The 18,405-nt window shown below is 62.0% G+C and carries 18 protein-coding genes; 10 read left to right on the top strand and 8 right to left on the bottom strand.

Features of this window, described 5'->3' with window-relative positions; translation table 11 throughout:
• Window positions 1-8 precede the first annotated feature (8 nt).
• Genes AO240_RS17025 through AO240_RS17015 form a run of 3 tightly spaced genes read left to right on the top strand, consistent with a single transcriptional unit; the run spans window position 9 to window position 2,868 of the window.
• The gene (locus tag AO240_RS17025) at window positions 9-809 is read left to right on the top strand and encodes a carbohydrate ABC transporter permease (protein WP_099237644.1); all 801 of its coding nucleotides are present in this window, start codon (window positions 9-11) and stop codon (window positions 807-809) included.
• Between the two features lie 10 nt (window positions 810-819).
• Window positions 820-1,092 carry a DUF2160 domain-containing protein gene (locus AO240_RS17020; protein WP_099237642.1) on the top strand — a complete coding sequence of 91 codons (273 nt, stop codon included), beginning with the start codon at window positions 820-822 and terminating at the stop codon, window positions 1,090-1,092.
• Window positions 1,093-1,125: 33 nt separating this feature from the next.
• Complete coding sequence (locus tag AO240_RS17015) at window positions 1,126-2,868, top strand: ABC transporter substrate-binding protein (protein ID WP_099237640.1); 1,743 nt, start codon at window positions 1,126-1,128, stop codon at window positions 2,866-2,868.
• Between the two features lie 95 nt (window positions 2,869-2,963).
• Here AO240_RS17015 and AO240_RS17010 read toward each other — a convergent pair whose 3' ends face one another.
• Window positions 2,964-3,854: an AraC family transcriptional regulator gene (locus tag AO240_RS17010; RefSeq protein ID WP_177445836.1), complete on the bottom strand. Its 891-nt coding sequence runs from the start codon at window positions 3,852-3,854 to the stop codon at window positions 2,964-2,966.
• Window positions 3,855-3,992: 138 nt separating this feature from the next.
• Between AO240_RS17010 and AO240_RS17005 the strand changes: the two genes are divergently transcribed.
• From AO240_RS17005 to AO240_RS16995, 3 genes are read left to right on the top strand one after another with little or no spacing between them, the layout of a single operon-like run.
• Window positions 3,993-4,736 carry an SDR family NAD(P)-dependent oxidoreductase gene (locus AO240_RS17005; RefSeq protein WP_099237638.1) on the top strand — a complete coding sequence of 248 codons (744 nt, stop codon included), beginning with the start codon at window positions 3,993-3,995 and terminating at the stop codon, window positions 4,734-4,736.
• A 16-nt stretch (window positions 4,737-4,752) separates the two neighbouring features.
• On the top strand, window positions 4,753-5,154 hold the full coding sequence (locus AO240_RS17000; RefSeq protein ID WP_099237636.1) for a VOC family protein: 402 nt from the start codon (window positions 4,753-4,755) through the stop codon (window positions 5,152-5,154).
• Complete coding sequence (locus AO240_RS16995) at window positions 5,151-6,119, top strand: trans-acting enoyl reductase family protein (protein WP_099237634.1); 969 nt, start codon at window positions 5,151-5,153, stop codon at window positions 6,117-6,119. Before AO240_RS17000 ends, AO240_RS16995 begins: the two co-directional genes overlap by 4 nt.
• A 55-nt stretch (window positions 6,120-6,174) precedes the next feature.
• Here the strand turns inward: AO240_RS16995 and AO240_RS16990 are convergent, their stop codons facing one another.
• On the bottom strand, window positions 6,175-6,603 hold the full coding sequence (locus AO240_RS16990; RefSeq protein ID WP_099237963.1) for a hypothetical protein: 429 nt from the start codon (window positions 6,601-6,603) through the stop codon (window positions 6,175-6,177).
• Between the two features lie 166 nt (window positions 6,604-6,769).
• On the opposite strand from AO240_RS16990, the gene AO240_RS16985 reads away from it, so the two are divergent.
• Complete coding sequence (locus tag AO240_RS16985) at window positions 6,770-7,783, top strand: ABC transporter substrate-binding protein (RefSeq protein WP_099237632.1); 1,014 nt, start codon at window positions 6,770-6,772, stop codon at window positions 7,781-7,783.
• A 226-nt stretch (window positions 7,784-8,009) separates the two neighbouring features.
• Here the strand turns inward: AO240_RS16985 and AO240_RS16980 are convergent, their stop codons facing one another.
• Window positions 8,010-8,798 carry a helix-turn-helix domain-containing protein gene (locus AO240_RS16980; protein WP_099237630.1) on the bottom strand — a complete coding sequence of 263 codons (789 nt, stop codon included), beginning with the start codon at window positions 8,796-8,798 and terminating at the stop codon, window positions 8,010-8,012.
• Between the two features lie 85 nt (window positions 8,799-8,883).
• Between AO240_RS16980 and AO240_RS16975 the strand changes: the two genes are divergently transcribed.
• From AO240_RS16975 to AO240_RS16965, 3 genes are all read left to right on the top strand, one after another.
• A complete protein-coding gene (locus tag AO240_RS16975) occupies window positions 8,884-9,882 on the top strand; it encodes a bile acid:sodium symporter family protein (protein ID WP_099237628.1) in 999 nt (332 codons plus the stop codon).
• A gap of 86 nt (window positions 9,883-9,968) precedes the next feature.
• Window positions 9,969-10,331, top strand: coding sequence for a type 1 fimbrial protein (locus tag AO240_RS16970; RefSeq protein WP_099237626.1), 363 nt, complete (start codon window positions 9,969-9,971; stop codon window positions 10,329-10,331).
• Window positions 10,332-10,442: 111 nt separating this feature from the next.
• Window positions 10,443-11,630, top strand: coding sequence for a sugar transporter (locus tag AO240_RS16965; RefSeq protein ID WP_099237624.1), 1,188 nt, complete (start codon window positions 10,443-10,445; stop codon window positions 11,628-11,630).
• Window positions 11,631-12,583: 953 nt separating this feature from the next.
• Here the strand turns inward: AO240_RS16965 and AO240_RS16960 are convergent.
• The 5 genes from AO240_RS16960 to AO240_RS16940 form a co-directional block, all read right to left on the bottom strand.
• The gene (locus AO240_RS16960; protein ID WP_099237961.1) at window positions 12,584-13,528 is read right to left on the bottom strand and encodes an aliphatic sulfonate ABC transporter substrate-binding protein; all 945 of its coding nucleotides are present in this window, start codon (window positions 13,526-13,528) and stop codon (window positions 12,584-12,586) included.
• 328 nt (window positions 13,529-13,856) lie between these two features.
• Complete coding sequence (locus AO240_RS16955) at window positions 13,857-14,804, bottom strand: D-isomer specific 2-hydroxyacid dehydrogenase family protein (RefSeq protein ID WP_099237622.1); 948 nt, start codon at window positions 14,802-14,804, stop codon at window positions 13,857-13,859.
• Entirely contained in the window at window positions 14,801-15,979 is a 1,179-nt protein-coding gene (locus tag AO240_RS16950) for an acyl-CoA dehydrogenase family protein (protein ID WP_099237620.1), read from the bottom strand. The genes AO240_RS16955 and AO240_RS16950 overlap by 4 nt, the downstream gene beginning before the upstream one ends.
• The gene (locus AO240_RS16945) at window positions 15,976-17,325 is read right to left on the bottom strand and encodes an LLM class flavin-dependent oxidoreductase (RefSeq protein WP_099237618.1); all 1,350 of its coding nucleotides are present in this window, start codon (window positions 17,323-17,325) and stop codon (window positions 15,976-15,978) included. Before AO240_RS16945 ends, AO240_RS16950 begins: the two co-directional genes overlap by 4 nt.
• Window positions 17,326-17,355: 30 nt before the next feature.
• Window positions 17,356-18,330 carry an ABC transporter substrate-binding protein gene (locus AO240_RS16940; RefSeq protein WP_099237616.1) on the bottom strand — a complete coding sequence of 325 codons (975 nt, stop codon included), beginning with the start codon at window positions 18,328-18,330 and terminating at the stop codon, window positions 17,356-17,358.
• Window positions 18,331-18,405: the final 75 nt, after the last annotated feature.

Genomic DNA, 18,405 nt, shown 5'->3' with positions numbered 1-18,405 from the left:
CCGCCAACATGAGCAAGCGCAAGGTTATTCCGCTGCTGATCTACATCCTGTTCCTGCTGGTGCCGATCTACTGGCTGCTGAACATGTCGTTCAAGAGCAACACCGAAATCCTCGGCGGGCTGACGCTGTTTCCGCGGGATTTTACCCTGGCCAATTACAAGGTGATCTTCACCGACCCGAGTTGGTACACCGGCTACCTCAACTCGCTGTACTACGTGAGCCTGAACACGCTGATTTCCCTGAGCGTGGCGCTGCCGGCGGCGTATGCCTTCTCGCGCTACCGGTTTTTGGGCGATAAACACCTGTTCTTCTGGCTGCTGACCAACCGCATGGCGCCACCGGCGGTGTTTTTGCTGCCGTTCTTTCAGCTGTATTCGTCCATCGGCCTGTTCGACACGCACATCGCCGTGGCCCTGGCGCATTGCTTGTTCAACGTGCCGTTGGCGGTGTGGATTCTTGAAGGTTTCATGTCTGGCGTGCCAAAGGAAATCGACGAAACCGCCTACATCGACGGCTACAGCTTTCCCAAGTTTTTTGTGAAGATTTTTATCCCGCTGATCGGCTCCGGCATCGGCGTCACGGCGTTTTTCTGCTTTATGTTTTCGTGGGTCGAGTTGCTGCTCGCGCGCACGCTGACCTCGGTCAACGCCAAGCCGATCGCGGCGGTAATGACGCGCACGGTCTCGGCATCGGGTATCGATTGGGGCGTGCTGGCGGCGGCGGGGGTGTTGACCATCCTGCCGGGCATGCTGGTGATCTGGTTTGTTCGCAACCACGTAGCCAAGGGCTTTGCCCTCGGCCGGGTCTGAGGAGTCGATGATGGAATGGATGGCCTGGACCACCCCCACCGCGCTGTTCTTCGTGGGCATCGCCGTAATTTTGGCGGGCATGACCACTTGGGAATTGCGCTCGCCGAGCATTCCCCGGCGCGGCCTGTTGCCGATCAGCACCACGCGTGGTGATCGCTTGTTTATCGGTCTTCTCGGCAGCGCCTACCTGCATTTACTGGTGATTGGCGCAACCGGCTGGAACATCTGGGTGGCGACTGCGCTGTCCCTGGTGTGGCTGTTGTGTGTGATGCGTTGGGGCTAGTGCTCCACTTGAATAAACAACCAGGAGGTCTCTATGTTGGATAAAAACAATAAGCTGCGACATAGCATTTCGTTGGCCGCCGTACTCGCCCTCAGCGGTATGAGCGCCACGGCGTGGGCCGATGCGTATGAGGACGCGGCGAAAAAATGGATCGGCAGTGAGTTCAAGCCGTCCACGCTCACCGCCGCCCAGCAGCTCGAAGAGTTGAAGTGGTTTATCAAAGCGGCAGAACCGTTTCGTGGGATGAAGATCAACGTGGTGTCGGAAACCCTCACCACCCACGAGTACGAATCCAAAGTGCTGGCCAAGGCCTTCAGCGAAATCACCGGTATCCAACTGACCCACGACCTGTTGCAGGAAGGCGACGTGGTAGAGAAGTTGCAGACTCAGATGCAGTCCGACAAGAACATCTATGACGGCTGGGTTAACGATTCCGACTTGATCGGCACGCACTTTCGCTACGGCAAAACCGAATCCATCACCGACCTGATGGCCAATGAAGGCAAGGACTTCACCTCGCCGACGTTGGACATCAAAGACTTTATCGGTATTTCCTTCACCACCGCACCCGACGGCAAGATTTACCAATTGCCCGACCAGCAGTTCGCCAACCTCTACTGGTTCCGCGCCGACTGGTTTGAGCGCCCGGAGCTGAAAGCCAAGTTCAAGGAAAAATACGGTTATGAACTCGGCGTGCCGGTGAACTGGTCGGCCTATGAAGACATCGCCAAATTCTTCAGCGAAGACGTCAAGGAAATCGACGGCAAGCGTATTTACGGGCACATGGACTACGGCAAAAAAGACCCGTCGCTGGGCTGGCGCTTCACCGATGCCTGGTTCTCGATGGCCGGTGGCGGCGACAAAGGTTTGCCCAACGGTTTGCCGGTGGACGAATGGGGTATTCGCGTGGAGGACTGCCACCCGGTGGGCTCCAGCGTCACCCGTGGTGGCGACACCAACGGCCCGGCGGCGGTGTTCGCGACGCAAAAATACGTGGACTGGATGAAAGCCTACGCGCCACCGGAAGCGGCGGGCATGACCTTCTCCGAATCCGGCCCGGTGCCGTCGCAAGGCGCGATTGCCCAGCAGATATTCTGGTACACCGCGTTTACCGCCGACATGACCAAACCGGGCCTGCCGGTGGTGAATGCCGACGGCACGCCGAAATGGCGCATGGCGCCGTCGCCGGTCGGGCCGTATTGGGAAAAGGGCATGAAGAAGGGCTACCAGGACGTGGGTTCCTGGACGTTCCTCAAGTCGACGCCCGAGAAACAAAAACTCGCGGCCTGGCTTTACGCGCAGTTCGTGACCTCGAAAACCGTTTCGCTGAAGAAAACCATCGTCGGCCTGACGCCGATTCGTGAGTCCGACATCAACTCCCAGGCGATGACCGACCTGGCGCCGAAACTCGGTGGCCTGGTGGAGTTCTACCGCAGCCCGGCGCGTGTGGAGTGGACCCCGACCGGCACCAACGTGCCGGATTACCCGCGTTTGGCGCAACTGTGGTGGAGCAACATCGCGGCGGCCGCCAGCGGCGAGAAAACCCCGCAACAGGCGCTGGATAACCTGGCCAAGGAACAGGACGCGATCATGACGCGCCTGGAACGCTCCAAAGTGCAGCCGGTGTGCGGCCCGAAAATGAACCCCGAGCGTGACGCGCAATACTGGTTCGACCAACCGGGTGCGCCGAAGCCGAAACTGGCGAACGAGAAACCCAAAGGCGAAACCGTGAGCTACAACGACCTGCTCAAGTCGTGGGAGGCGGCGCGCAAATAACGCTTGGAGCGCCTCTGTGGCGAGCGGGCTAGCCACAGAAGTCCGCTCGCCATAGCCAGTCCGCTTTTCACAGGACAGGAGGCCCGCTTGCCACTTCAGAGCGGGCCTTTGTTTGCCTTCAAAATCCGCGCCGTGTCCCGCGCGGGCGGCAGCCCGAACACCCGCGCATAATCGCGGCTGAACTGGGTCGCGCTTTCATACCCCACCTCAAACGCCGCACTGGTCACGCTGCTTGCACTGGCCAGCATCAACGTGCGCGCCTTGAGCAACCGCACGCGTTTCTGGTACTGCAGCGGGCTCAAATTGGTCACGGCCTTAAAATGCCGATGAAACGCCGACACACTCATCGCCGCTTCCTGCGCCAGTGCGTCCACCCGAATCGACTCGGCAAAATCCCGACGAATCCACTGGATGGCTCGGCTGACCCGCGCCATGGCGGTGTCCGGCGCAGCGATGTCGCGCAGCATCCAGCCGTGTGGGCCTTGCAGCACGTGGTAAAGAATTTCGCGTTCATAGGCAGGCGCCAGGGCGGCAATCGCCATTGGGTCGCCGATCAGGCGCAGCATGCGCACCCACGCATCCATCAGCGCGGGCGTGACGGCAGCGACTGAAAACCCGGCCTCCTGCGCGCAATGCCCGCCCGGCGCCGGCAGGTCACTGAGCAAGCTGGTCAGCACCGTCGGGTCCAGCGTCAGGCTCACGGCCAGGTACGGCTCACCCGTACTCGCCGGGTTCACCACGCCCACGGCAGGCAGCTCGATAGACATCACAAAATACGTCGCCGGGTCGTAATGCAGGCTGCGGTCACCCACGGTCATGCACTTGCTGCCTTGCAGGATCAGGTTGATCATCGGCTCATACACGGCTGCCAGCCTGTGTTCCGGGATCGCGCCCTGAACCATCGCCACGCGAGGGATGCCGGTCTCGGTGCGGCGGTTTTCGGCCTTGGCGGCCAAGGTACGCAGTTCGATCAATTGATTATTCATGGCGGCCATGCTGTTCCTTCACGACAACGGCGCGCAAGCAAAAAGCACAAACAGGCAGGATTGCGCCAGGAACGGCTGCGTCGGCGGGGAGGGCGCTGGTTACTCTGGTCACTCAACTTTTCGACAGTGGAGCAGGCCATGAGCGTTATCGTGATTACCGGAGGCAGTCGAGGCATCGGCGCCAGTACCGCGCAGTTGTGTGCTCGCCAGGGCCATGGCGTGATCCTCACCTACAATCACCACCCTGAGGCCGCGCAGGCCGTGGTGCAGCGCATCGAGTCAGCCGGCGGCAAAGCCGTCGCCGTGGCGTTGGACGTGGCGAATGTCAGCACCTTCGCGGCGTTTCGTGAGACGGTGCTGCTCACGCTGCAGGCGACTTGGGGTGTGAACACCCTGAGCGGGCTGGTCAACAACGCCGGCTACGGGCTGTTCAACCCACTTGAAACAGTGACCGAAGCGCAGTTCGACGGCCTGTTCAACGTGCACCTCAAAGGCCCGTTTTTCCTCACTCAAATCCTGCTGCCGCTGCTGGAAGAACACGCCGGCATCGTCAACCTCACCAGCGCCACAACGCGTGTGGCAACCGCGGGCGTCGCGCCTTACGCCGCGTTCAAGGGTGGCCTGGATGTACTCACGCGCTACATGGCCAAGGAATTCGGTGAACGGCGTATCCGCGCCAATGCGGTGTCGCCGGGTGCCATTCGCACTGAACTGGGCGGCGGCTTGAACGACGAGTTTGAAGCGCTGCTGGCCGGGCAAACCGCCCTCGGCCGTGTAGGCGAACCGCAAGACGTAGCGCGGGTAATCGCGCTGCTGCTGTCGGAACAAGGTCGCTGGATCAACGCCCAAACCATTGAAGTCGCCGGCGGCTACAACATCTGAATCGCGAGGCCACAGCATGCTGGATCATCTGTTTATCTCGGTCAGCAACATCGAGCGTTCCATTCGCTTCTACGCAGCCGCACTGGCGCCATTGGGCATCACCGCGCGGTTCGACTACGACGGCAAGGACGGCCCACCCGGCCATCCCGACCTGAAAGGCTTTGGCGCCAATGGGCGCATGTTCTTCTGGCTGCGCGAAGGCGTGGTCGAGGGGCGGGCGCTGCACGTAGGCTTTGTCGCCCACAACCGCGACGAAGTCGACGCCGCCTACGCCGCCGCGCTGGAAAACGGCGCCACCGACAACGGTGCACCGGGCGCGCGTATGCATTACGACCCCAACTACTACGCGGCCAACGTCCTCGACCCCGACGGCTACAGCCTTGAATTTGTGTACAAGAACTGGCAGCACAGCGCATGAAAACACTGATGATCTACGGCGCTACCGGCTACACCGGGCGCATGGCGGCTGAACATGCCAAACAGCTCGGCCTGGAGGTGGTGATTGCCGGGCGCAACGCAGCGCGCCTGGCCGCTCTTGCCGCCAGGTTGAACGTGCCTTACCGCGTGTTTGCCGCCGACGCCAGCCAGTTGCAAGGTATCGATGTGTTACTCAACTTCGCCGGCCCATTCGCTCACACCGCCGAACCGTTGATGCGCGCCTGCATTGCCAGCGGCACCGACTACCTGGACATCACTGCTGAAATCAACGTGTACCGCCTGGCCGAACAGCTCGGCGCCACGGCCAGCGAGAAGGGCGTGATGCTGCTGCCGGGCGTCGGCTGGGACGTGGTGCCCACCGACTGCCTGGCGATGCACGTCGCCCGCCGCGTGCAACAGCCGCACGCGCTGAAAATTGCCTTGCAGGTGCCTGGCGCGATGTCGCGCGGTTCGGCGATGAGTGTCGGCGAGATCATCGGCGCGGGCGTCATGGCGCGCATCGACGGCGAACTGGTCGCCACCCCGGACGCGCCTTTGCACTCGCTGGATTTCGGCGACGGCCCGGTGCTGTGTGCGCCGCTGTCCTTCGGTGATCTGGTGACGGCCTGGCACTCCAGCGGCGTGCCGAATATCGCCATGTACGTGCACATCACCGGCGAAGCCTTCCCCGAGGGCGACTTGTCACTGCTGCCCGACGGCCCCAGCCAGGCCCAGCGTGACGCCCATCGCGCCCGCGCCGTGGCCGAAGTCACCGGCAGCGACGGCACGGTTGCGCGCTCGGTGATCGAAACCGTCAACGGCTACAGCTACACCCCGCTGGCTGCCGTGGCAGCGGCGCGGCGGGTGCTAGGCGGCGAACGCCGGGCGGGTTTTGAAACCCCGGCCAAACTGTTCGGTGTGGGGTTTGCGCAGACCATTGCCGGCACGCGGATCATCGATTACTAGCCCAACAGCAAAAGCTGCAAGAGCTTCCTGGCGCGGGCCGAGCATTTTATTCGGCTCAGGCGGCCAGTGGCTGAAGCTGCAACTCGCCGTCAACGTCCTTGACCACCTCACTGGCCAGCAACAACGGCGCCAAACGCCGGTGCAGTGGCGGCTCGACAAACTCTTTGACGGTGTCGAGCGCCAGCGCGCCGCTGAGCGGCAGTTCAGCCTTGGTGTACGACAACCAGGCTTTTTTCAAGGCCATCAACACATCGCTGCCCGCCGTGGTGGCGAAACGGCGGTGCACCGGTTTGGCGTCGAAGTGGAAGGTGTGCTGGAACGCGTAGGCGGTTTCATCGGCATTACTGGCGGCGCAGCGTACGCAGGTGCACGCGCCATCACCGAACGCGCTGCGCAGGTAGGTATTGAAGTCCACCACGGGTTTGAGTGACAGGCGCTTATCGACCTCGAACAGGTCCCCAGTCATTTTTTCGTCAGTGTTCAACGTCCATTTCCTCGCAGTCGGCGGCAATATTTCAACGCGCGGCACAATACCAGCCGAGCGCCCGTTTGGGGTGATGATTTGCATAACAATAGATCTATATATTCTTTTCCAGTCTTAAAAATCGCCGCTAGGCTCCAGCACCTTCTCGAACACGCGGCAGACCCTCATGACCTTCAAGCGTTCTTCTTTGACCCTACTGGCCGCGTCGCTGGCCGCTGCTAGCGCGGTGTTCAGCGCCGGCGCGCACGCCGAAGGCAAGATCAGCATCGCCCAGCAATTCGGGATCGGCTACCTGATTCTCGACATTGTGCGCGACCAACACCTGATCGAGAAACACGGCAAAGCGCAAGGCCTGGACATCGAAGTGGAATGGAACAGCATTTCGGGCGCCACTGCGATGAATGAATCGCTGCTGGCCGGCGCCCTCGACGTGGTTTCGGCCGGTGTGCCGCCGATGTTGACCGTGTGGGACCGCACCAAGGGCAAACAGAACGTCAAGGCTATCGCGTCGCTGGGCTCGATGCCCAACTACTTGCTGACCAATAACCCGGACGTGAAGACCCTCAAGGACTTCACCGAGAAAGACCGCATTGCCGTGCCTGCCGCCGGCGTGGGCTTTCAGTCGCGCACCTTGCAGATCGAAACCGCCAAGCAGTTCGGCGACGCCAACTATAAAAAGTTCGACGACATCTCCATCAGCCTGGCCCACCCCGACGCGACGGCGGCGCTGATTGCCGGTGGCTCGGAGATCAATTCGCACTTCTCCAGCCCGCCATTCCAGTATCAGGAACTGTTGAACCCCAAGGTGCACAAGGTGCTCAGTTCCTACGACATCCTCGGCGGGCAGGCCACGTTCAACGTGCTCTACACCACGCAAAAATTCCACGACGAAAACCCCAAGACCTACAAGGCGTTTTATGCCGCGCTGGCCGAGGCCGAGACGATCATCAAGGCCGACAAACCTGCGGCCGCCAAGGCGTATATCCGTGTAGAAGCGTCCAAATTGCCGTTGGACCTGGTGGAGAAAATCGTCGCGGACCCGGAAATCGACTTCACCATCGTGCCGCAGCGCACCTATATCTATGCCGAGAAACTCCACGAATTGGGCGTGCTGAAAAACAAGGCCGCGAGCTGGAAGGACTACTTCTTCGAAGAAGCCCACGGCGGCAATGGTAGCTGAACCCCGATGCTGCTCTGAAAACACACTCAGAAATGTGGGAGGGGCTTGTTCCCACAGTGAGCGCATTCTCAGTTTGGAACTCGGTTTAATGTGGGAGGTGGCTTGCTGCCGATGGCTGAGTATCAGTCACTGAATGCGCTGGCTAAATAACCGCTATCGCGAGCAAGCCCGCTCCCACAGTTGATGGCATTCTCATGATGGAACTCGGCTCAATGTGGCTATCAGGTCAGCGGAAAAACTCGCCGGGGGTGGCGTCGAACTGCTGGCGAAATGCGTTGATAAACGCTGATGTCGACTCGTAACCGCAGGCCAACGCCACATCCGTGACACGCTCGCCTTGCTCCAGGGCGGGCAGGGCGCTGAGCAGTCGCAGGCGTTGGCGCCAGGCGCGAAAGGTCAGCCCGGTGTCACTCAAAAACAACCGGCTGAGGGTTTTCTCGCTGACTGCCAGCCTGGCGCTCCACTCCGCCAACGTGGTCTGCTGCTCCGGGCGCAGGCTCAGACTGCGATAGACCTGCCGCAGCCGCGGGTCATGCGGCAACGGCAGCATCAAATCCACCTGCGGCGCGGCGGCGAGTTGGTCCAGTACCACCTGAGCCAAGCGCCCATCCGGGCCGTCCTCGGCATATTCCACCGGCAGTTCGCTGAAACGGCGGATCAACTCGCGCAACAAACTGCTCACCTCCAGCACCTGGCAGCGCTCGGCCGCCCAGGCGGTGACGCTGCAATCCAGGTAAAGGCTGCGCATTTCCGTGTGCGGCGAGCTAAACACGCGGTGCGGCATGCCCGCCGGAATCCACACCGCACGCTGCGGCGGGGCGACGAAGCGGCCGGCGCGGGTCTGGATCTCCAACACCCCGGAAATCGCGTAAGACAATTGCACCCACGGGTGGCTGTGCTTGCGCGTCAGCGCGCGGTTGGGCAGCGATTCGGTGCGCCCATACACCGGCCGTGGCAGGCTGGAAAGCCCGGGCACGCTGCGGCGCACGGCTTTTTCATGTCCTTTAGGCGGCATTTACTGGCTCATTGGCGTTAGTCGGTAACTTGCGGTTACGTTAGAGTCGCGACGATGCTCTTGGCAACCCCTGGAAGATTTGTTTATGACCCGCCCGCGTTTTCTGCCTGACAACTTCACCCTGACCCTGATCGCCACGGTGATTCTCGCTTCGTTGCTGCCCGCCAGCGGCCAAACCGCCGTGGCCTTCGGTTGGGTGACTAACCTGGCCATCGCGCTGCTGTTTTTTTTGCACGGCGCCAGACTGTCGCGCCAGGCCATCGTCGCCGGTGCCGGCCACTGGCGCCTGCACCTGTTGGTGTTCAGCCTGACCTTTGTGCTGTTCCCGTTGCTTGGGCTGGCGCTCAAACCGCTGCTGTCGCCGCTGATCGGCAACGACCTGTACATGGGCATGCTCTACCTGTGTGCGTTGCCCGCCACGGTGCAGTCGGCGATTGCCTTCACCTCGCTGGCGCGTGGCAATATTCCGGCGGCGATCTGCAGCGCAGCGGCTTCGAGCTTGTTCGGGATTTTCCTCACGCCATTGCTGGTGACCTTGCTGCTCAATGTGCACGGTGACGGCGGGTCGACTGTCGACGCGATCCTGAAAATCAGCGTGCAGTTGCTGCTGCCTTTTGTGGCCGGGCAAATCGCCCGGCGCTGGATCGGCGAGTGGGTGGGGCGCAATAAATCCTGGCTCAAGTTCGTCGACCAGGGCTCGATTTTGCTGGTGGTTTACGGCGCGTTCAGCGAAGCGGTCAACGAGGGCATCTGGCACCAGATTCCGCTGTGGGAGCTGGGCGGGCTGGTCGTAGCGTGCTGTGTATTGCTGGCGTTGGTGCTGGTGGCGTCTGCGCTGTTGGGCAAGGCTTTCGGTTTCAGTCAGGACGACCGCATCACCATTTTGTTCTGCGGCTCGAAAAAAAGCCTGGCCACCGGCGTACCCATGGCTCAGGTGTTGTTTGCCGGGGCGAGCATGGGCGTGCTGATCCTGCCGTTGATGCTGTTTCACCAGATTCAGTTGATGGTCTGCGCGGCGTTGGCGCAGCGTTATGCCAAGCGGCCCGAAAGCATTCCCGAGCTGATGGGGCAGGTTGATCCTTGATCTAGCTCAACCCTTTGCACGAATCGCCTCAAGTTAATCTGCCGCCAGACGACTTACTTATTGAGAGCCCAATAAGGAGTGGCGGCATGAACGTTAAAGGTATTTCGGTATTGGCAGGCCTGTTTTGCCTTTGGGCGGGCGCCTGCGCTGCGGCGCAGACAGTGGGTGGCGGCACGCTTGAGTTTCGCGGCGCTATCATCGAGCCCGGGTGTGCGACAAATGCGCGCAGTGGCGCGGTGATGGAACTGACCGGGTGTGCCGAATTCAGCCGTGGCAGCCGCCTTGATGTGCGCAACCTGGCGCCGCTGGCCAGCGTCAATGCGGCCCACGCGTTGCTGGTGGCAGACAGCGGCGGCGGGCGTTATTACGATCAGCGGTATCTGTTGGTGGACGGCGCCGGCAAGCCGATTCAGTCGGGAAACTACGTCATCACCCTGACCTCGCCCTAAGCGGCGCGGCGACGATGCGGGTCAACAGCGGGCCGAGAAACCTATAGAATGCTCGGCGGCGGCGTTGTTCTGCGTGGCCATCGGATCATCGTCAGAGTACCTCGCCCGCCAATGAGCATTTCAGCTGCAACGCCCCAAGCCAACTGGCAACCGGTCATCGCCCTCGCGCTGGCCGCGTTTGTGTTCAATACCACCGAATTTGTGCCCGTCGGCCTGCTCAGCGCCATCGGCGCCAGCTTTGACATGCCCATCGCCAGCGTCGGGCTGATGCTCACCATCTATGCGTGGATCGTCTCGTTGACCTCGCTGCCGGTGATGCTGCTGACGCGTAACGTGGAGCGGCGCAAGCTGCTGATCGTGCTGTTTTGCATGTTTATCGCCAGCCATATTCTCTCCAGCGTGGCCACCAGCTTTGGCATTTTGATGCTCAGCCGCATTGGCATTGCGCTGTCCCATGCATTGTTCTGGTCGATCACCGCCTCGCTCGCCGTGCGCTTGGCGCCGGAGGGCAAACAGGTGCAGGCGCTGGGTTTGTTGGCCACCGGCACCTCGCTGGCGATGGTCTTGGGCATTCCGCTTGGCCGCCTGCTCGGTGAAGCCATGGGCTGGCGCACCACCTTCCTGGTGATTGGCGCCTTCGCCGCAGCGCTGGTGTTCTGGCTGGCGCGCACCTTGCCGCCGCTGCCAAGCCAGAACTCCGGCTCGCTGCGCAGCCTGCCGCTGCTGTTCAAACGCCCGGCGCTGGTGGCGCTTTACGTGCTCACCGCGTTGGTGGTCACCGCACAATTCACCGCCTACAGCTACATCGAACCCTTCGTCGAAGGCGTCGCCGGCATGAGCGGCGGCACGGTCACCCTGTTTCTGCTGGTGTTCGGCGGCGCAGGCATTATCGGCTCGCTGCTGTTCAGCCTGGTGCACCGCTTCAACCCGCACATCTTCGTGATCAGCGCAGTGGCCCTGCTCGCCGCCTGCCTGGCACTGATGCTGCCCTTGAGCGGCGCCGAGTCGTACCTGGTCGGCCTTAGCGTGTTCTGGGGCATGGCGATCATGGGCTTCGGCCTGGCCATGCAGTCCAAAGTGCTGGTGCTGGCCCCCGACGCCACCGACGTGGCCATGGCCATGTTCTCCGGCATCTACAACATCGGCATCGGCGGCGGCGCCCTGATGGGCAGTTGGGTCGGCAGCCACTTCGGCTTCGCCTGGATCGGCGCAGCGGGCGGGTTGCTGGCGGCGGTCGCGTTGATTGGCTACTGCCTGGCGATTCGCAAATATGGGACAGGCGTGGCGGCGCACCCGTAGAGGCTCAGATCAAAATCACACGCCGAACGCGGTCAATTGTGGGAGGGGGCTTGCTCCCGATAGCTGAGTTTCAGTCGATACATAAGCTGACTGACACACCGCCATCGGGAGCAAGCCCCCTCCCACAGTTTGAGGCTGGCAGCCTTCAGGGCTTCCAGGTGTGTACATCCTTGGCGTCCACCGCCTTGGGCAATAGCCCTGCTTGGAAGAACGCATCGGCGACGCCTGCACATCAAAACTGTGGGAGGGGGCTTGCTCCCGATGGCTGAGTTTCAGTCGATGCATAAGCTGACTGACACACCGCCATAGGGAGCAAGCGCCCTCCCACAGTTTGAGCCTGGCAGCCTTCAGGGCTTCCAGGTGTCTACATCCTTGGCGTCCACCGCCTTGGGCAATAACCCTGCCTCAAAGAGCGCATCGGCAATGCCTTCACATCAAAACTGTGGGAGGGCGCTTGCTCCCGATGGCTGAGTTTCAGTCGATACATAAGCTGACTGACACACCGCCATCGGGAGCAAGCCCCCTCCCACAGTTTGAAGCTGGCAGGCATCAAGGCTTCCATATGTCTACATCCTTGGCGTTCACCGCCTTGGGCAAAATAGCCCAGCCTGAAGAACGCATCGGCAATGCCTTCACATCAAAACTGTGGGAGGGGGCTTGCTCCCGATGGCTGAGTTTCAGTCGATGCATAAGCTGACTGACACACCGCAATCGGGAGCAAGCCCCCTCCCACAGTTTGATGTTCGCAGCCTTCAGGGCTTCCAGGTGTCTACATCCTTGGCGTCCACCGCCTTGGGCAACAGCCCGGCCTTGAAGAACGCATCGGCAACGCCTGCACATCAAAACTGTGGGAGGGGGCTTGCTCCCGATTGCGGTGTATCAGTTGAAAAATACTTATCTGACACACCGCCATCGGGAGCAAGCCCCCTCCCACAGTTTGAAGCTGGCAGGCATCAAGGCTTCCAGGTGTCTACATCCTTGGCGTCCACCGCCTTGGGCAATAGCCCTGCCTTGAAGAACGCATCGGCAATCTTCTGCTGTTCGCCCAACTGATCAATTGTCACCGGCTGCACTTGGTAGCTGCGGTGCGCGTTGGCGGCCTCAACCGTGGCCACGTCCAGGTTGCCCCACAGCGGGCCGAGCACTTTTGCCGCGTCCTGCGGGTGGGTTTTGACCCACTGGCCCGCCTTTTCCAGTTGCTCATACACGCGCTTCAACACGTCGGGATGCGCCTTGGCGTAAGGCGTGCCGGTCAGGTAATAGCGTTTGTAACTGGCCAGCCCAAGGCCATCGGCGAGTGTGCGTGTCGGCAGTTGCCGCTGCACGCTGGTGAGGAAGGGTTCCCAGGTGACCCAGGCGTCGACCTTGTTGTTCTCGAACGCCGCGCGACCGTCAGCCGGCGACAAGTAGGCGGGCTCGATGTCCGAGAACGCCAGGCCGGCTTTGGCCAGCGCAGCAATCAGCAAGTAGTGGGTGCCGGCGGCCTTGGTCACGGCGATTTTCTTGCCTTTCAAATCCGCCAATTGCTGAATCGGCGAGTCCTTGCGCACCACAATGGCTTGGGCTGAAGGCGAGGGCGCCTCTTGGGCGAAATAAGTCAGTTTGGCTTGCGCCGCCTGCGCGAAGATCGGCACGGTGTCGGCCACGTCGGCGCTGATATCCACATTGCCCACGTTCAGCGCTTCGAGCAGCGGCAGGCCACTGGGGAACTCGTGCCAGCTCACGTCGATGTTGTCGGCCTTGAGGGCTTTTTCCAGGGTGCCTTGGGTTTTTAACAGAGTGATCAGGGTTGAGGATTTCTGGTAACCGATACGCACGGTTTGCTGGGCCTCGGCACTCACGGCAACGGAAAAGGCCAGTAGCCCGATGAGCATGGCGAGGGGACGACGAATAGACATGGCGCGCTCGATCTTCAACGAAATAAGTCCAATCTTAAGGTTCTAAAAACCATTCAATAAATACTCTTTCGATCTGAGCTTAAGGCGCTTTTTTGGCATCGGGGATTACGCTGGCGAGCGCGCTATTGTGGCGAGCGGGCTTGCTCGCGTTGGGCTGCGAAGCGGCCCCAAAACCAGGCCCTGAGGAGTCCCTGAAGGAGTGCATTCTTCATTACAGGGGCCGCTTCGCAGCCCAACGCGAGCAAGCCCGCTCGCCACACAAATCCGCTCGCCACACAAGCGGGTTCACCACACAAGCGGGCTTGCCACAATAGCCCGCTCTCCACAGTTATCGGTTGGCAATGTTTTGCAGTTCCGAGCCGCTTACATAGCGCTGCAGATTCGCCACAAACGTATCGGCAATCTCTTGCCGGCTGTTGGTGGAAATCGCCGAGGTGTGCGGTGACAACCGCACGCGTGGATGGTTGTACAACGGGTGCCCGTCCGGCAACGGTTCCGGCTCGGTCACGTCGAGCGACGCCAGGCCGAGCTGGCCGCTGTCCAGCGCTTCCAGCAGCGCCGCCTGATCAAGCAAACCACCGCGCGCGATGTTAATCAGGTGCAGCCCCGGCTTGGCGCTGCCGAGCACGTCACGGTTGACGATATGCCGCGTGGCCTCGGTCAGCGGCGCCGCAAGTACCAGGTGGTCGGCGCGGGCGAACAGGTCGTGGATGTCCCGCGCGGCCTCCACGCCGGCCACCTCAAACGGCGTTTGGCTGTGGCGCAGCGCGACCACATTGATGCCCAGCGCCTGGGCCTTTTGCGCCAGGCGTTGGCCAATTGCGCCAAAGCCGAGAATCCCCAGCGTGGTGCCCTTGAGCGGCCTGAGCGCAGTGAAATTCCACTCGGTGTTATTCACCCAGATGTCCGGCAGGTGCTTGGCTGCGGCGAAGATCGCCGCCAGCGCGAACTCGGCCAAGTTGTCGGCGGCGCTGCCCCGCGAGGTGGTGACCGGCGGGCCGTTGAACAGCCATTGCGGGTAAAAGTCGATGCCCGACGACACCAGGTGCACCCACTGCGCGCCATACGGCCAGCCGGGCGGTGGCGTGTGCGGTGCGTTGTAGCCACGCACATTGATCGGGCGCAGCAGCAGAATATTCGCCTGCGGCGGCAGGTCGCTCGGTACGCCAACCGGCACGCCGATCACCTGCGCTTCGGGATACAGCGGCGCCAGGCGTGCGCGAATGACCTGGTTGTAATCTTCGTCCAACTGGCTGGCGATAATCACCTGGCTCATGTGCGTTCCTTTTGACGTTGGGCGAACAGCGCTTTGCCGACGCCCTGCAACACCGCATCGTTCTGTGGGGTGTGCACGCGACTGCAGAGCACGTCGCGGTAGTGGCGTTGCAGCGGGCTGTGGCGCGACAGGCCGGGGTTGCCCGAGGCCTCGATGGCCAACTCGACGGCGCGGATCGCATTGCCGGTCACCAGGTACTTCAACTGCGCGGCGTTGGCGACCGGTGTGTGGCCGTCGGCAGCCGCGTCGAGCAGGCTGCGGTTGGCAAACAGCAAGGTGTCGATATGGCCGACGGTTTCCTGAAAGCGGGGCAAGGTCGACAGCGCAGCGCCGAGGTTCGAGGGCGCACGCGTTTCCAGCCAGTTCACCAGCCAATCGCGCGCGGCCTGTGCCACGGCGTCATACACCGAGGACAACAACACCGACATCCACAGCAAACCATCGCCGTCCAGCTCCGGTTGCGGTGCGCTCCACGGGCTGACACTGACCGCGTGGTCCAGCGGCACCAGCACGTTGTCGAACACCACTTCATGGCTGCACGTGGCGCGCATGCCCAAGTGGTCCCAGGTGTCGATGATGCTCACGCCGGGGCTGTTTTTCGGCACCAGCCAGGCGCCTACCAGCGGGTCCTCATCGTTGCTGCGCGCCCACACGCTGAACCAGCTCAGGCCATGGCTGCCGGTGGAATAAATTTTGCGCCCGCTGATGCGCCAGCCCTCGGCAGTGCGCACGGCGGTGGTCGCCGGCAAGCCGCCGCGGGCCGGTGTGCCGAGGTCGGGTTCGACGCGCAGGGCGTTGATCAGCGCGCCGTTGCGCACCGCGTCTTCCGCCACTTGCACGCGCAGGTGCTGCGGCCAGGTTTTGCTGTCTTGCAGGCGCGTGTGTTGCAGGTACTGCATCACCAGGATCAGCGCAGTGGAAGGCTCGCCCTTGGCAATCGCGCTGATTGCCTTGCGCGCCCTTGGCAAGCTGGCACCGCCGCCGCCGAGGGCCTTGGGCACGGTGAGCGCGACCAGGCCGTGGTCATGCAGCCGCTTGAAATTGTCATGGGGGAAGGCGCCGCTCTCGTCATACACGTTAGCGGTGGCGGCCAGCTCACCACTGAGGCGTTCCAGCAACGCTTCGAAGTTGGCGACTTCGACCGAGCGCAAGGAGGGTTGCGAGGATTGGCTCATGCCAGCGCCTCCACCTGTTCTTCGACCTCGGCGGCGACGCTGTGACGGTTGGCCGGCACTTGCAGTTCAAGGTTATCGCGCAGGGTGTGGCCGCTGTATTCGCTGCGAAACAGCCCGCGTTGTTGCAACACCGGCACCACCCATTCGGTGAAGTACTGCAAGCCGTCCGGCAACACCGAGTTGATGATGAAACCATCGCTTGCGCCGGTCTCGAACCAGGCCTGCAGCGTATCGACGACTTGCTCGGGAGTACCGACAAAATCACGCTTGGGCCGCGAAAAACGCAGCGCCACTTCGCGCAGGGTCAGGCCTTCGTCACGGGCCAATTGCTTGATGCGGTCAGAGCCGCCTTTTTGGCTGTTGGAGCCGAGGTCGCCGAGCTCCGGGAACGCCTCATCCAGCGCGTATTGGCTGAAATCATGGTCATTGAAGGGCCGGCCGAGGGCGACAATCGCGTCTTCGATGGTCACCAGGTCCACGGCCTGCTGATAGCGGCTTTCCACTTCGGCGGCGTCACGCCCGACAATCGGGCGGATGCCCGGCAGGATCGACAGGCTGTCGGCGTCACGGCCAAAGCCTTGGGCGCGGCGTTTCAGGTCCTGGGTGTAGGCCAGGCCTTCTTCAATGCTCTCGACGTGCACAAAGATCGCGTCGGCGTTTTGCGCGGCAAAGTTACGCCCGTCTTCGGAGGTGCCTGCCTGAAAAATCACCGGCTGGCCCTGGCGTGAGCGCGCGATATTCAAGGGGCCTTTTACCGAGAAAAACTCGCCTTTGTGGTTCAGCGCATGCAGCTTGCCCGGGGCAAAAAACTCACCGCTGTGCTTGTTGTAGGTAAAGGCGTCGTCTTCCCAGGAGTCCCACAGGCCTTTAACGGTGTCGACGTGTTCCTTGGCGATGCGGTAGCGCACGGCGTGCGGTGGGTGCTCGGCCTTGCTGAAGTTATCGGCGGTGCCGCTCAGCCACGACGTGACCACGTTCCAGCCGGCGCGGCCGCCGCTGATGTGGTCCAGCGACGCGAACTGGCGCGCCACCTGGTAGGGCTCGGTGTAGCTGACGGTCACGGTGGCGACCAGGCCGATATGCGTGGTCAGCGCGGCCAGCGCCGACAGGATGGTCAGCGGCTCGAACCGGTTGAGGTAGTGCGGGCTGGACTTGGCGTGGATATGCAGGCTGTCGGCAATGAAAACGAAGTCGAACTTGGCCGCCTCGGCCAGTTCAGTCTGCTGCTTGTAGAAACCAAAATCAGTACTGGCATTCGGCAGCGCCTGTGGGTGGCGCCATTCGCCCCAGCCGTGGCCGACTCCGTGGACCATGGCACCGAGTTTCAATTGACGTGGCTTGCTCATGTTCTGCTCCTTGTGGCGCGATGCTTTTTATCAGCGCGAGGCTTGGGAAAGTGGCACACGCTTGGCGTTGAAACTCTTGTCGAAGCCCTGCGACACGTCGATGTGTTGGCTGATCAGGCGTTCTTTTTGATAGGTGTCGGCGGTGGCTTGCAGGCCGCTGATCACGCTGTCGTCGATCATCACCGGGGTCAGGTGTGTGGCCTTGGCCACCTCGACGTGCACCGCCAACGGCAGGCGGGTGATCTTCGCCTGAGCGGCGGCGTACTCATTGGGGTGGGTGTTGGCCCAGGCGTAAGCGCGGTCGACGCGGGCGACAAAGTCGTCGAGTTGCGGGCGTTTTTCGGCGATGGCCTGGCGGGTGGCCGCAAGGTACAGGTGGTTGCTCAACAGCTGGTTGCCGCTGATCAGCACGCGGGCCTGGCTTTGCGAGGTGACCACGGTGGTGTAAGGGTCCCAGGTCGCCCACGCATCGACGGTGCCGTTATCCAGCACCAGGCGTGATTCGCTGGGCAGCAGGAAAATGAACTGTACGTCCTGGGTAGTCAGGCCGGCGCTGGCCAGCGCCTTGATCGCCAGGTAGTGGCCGATCGAGCCGCGCCCGGTGACAATTTTTTTGCCCTTGAGGTCGGCCACTGTCTGGATCGGCGAGTCTTTGGGCACCAGCAGCGCGGTGGTGTTGCGCCCCTCGGCGTGGATGATGCTGACCACCTTGAGCGCAGCGCCGGCACCGAGGGCGAACACGTACGGTGCATCGCCGAGCGCGCCGATATCTACGGCGCCGGCATTCAGGGCTTCGCCCAGCGGCGAGGCGGAGGGGAACTCCGACCACTGGATTTGATAGGGCAGGTTTTTGGTTTCGCCGGAGACTTCCAGCAAAGCCTTGATGGTGGATTTCTGGTTGGCCACCCGCAGCGGCTGCAGGTCGGCGGCGTGGGCCGTGGTGATCAGGCTGAGGGCGAGCGTGGTGCCCAGGAGCAGGCGTTTGAAGGGCGTGGCAAAGACCATGGGATGCGGGCTCCAGGCAGATCGATAAAGGGGTTGGCTACCTCCGCCTGGAGAAGGGGTCGGTGAGGGGTTTAA

Source organism: Pseudomonas sp. ICMP 460 (assembly GCF_002723595.1).
Taxonomy (GTDB): domain Bacteria; phylum Pseudomonadota; class Gammaproteobacteria; order Pseudomonadales; family Pseudomonadaceae; genus Aquipseudomonas; species Aquipseudomonas kitaguniensis.
This window is presented reverse-complemented; position numbering and strand designations above follow the sequence as displayed.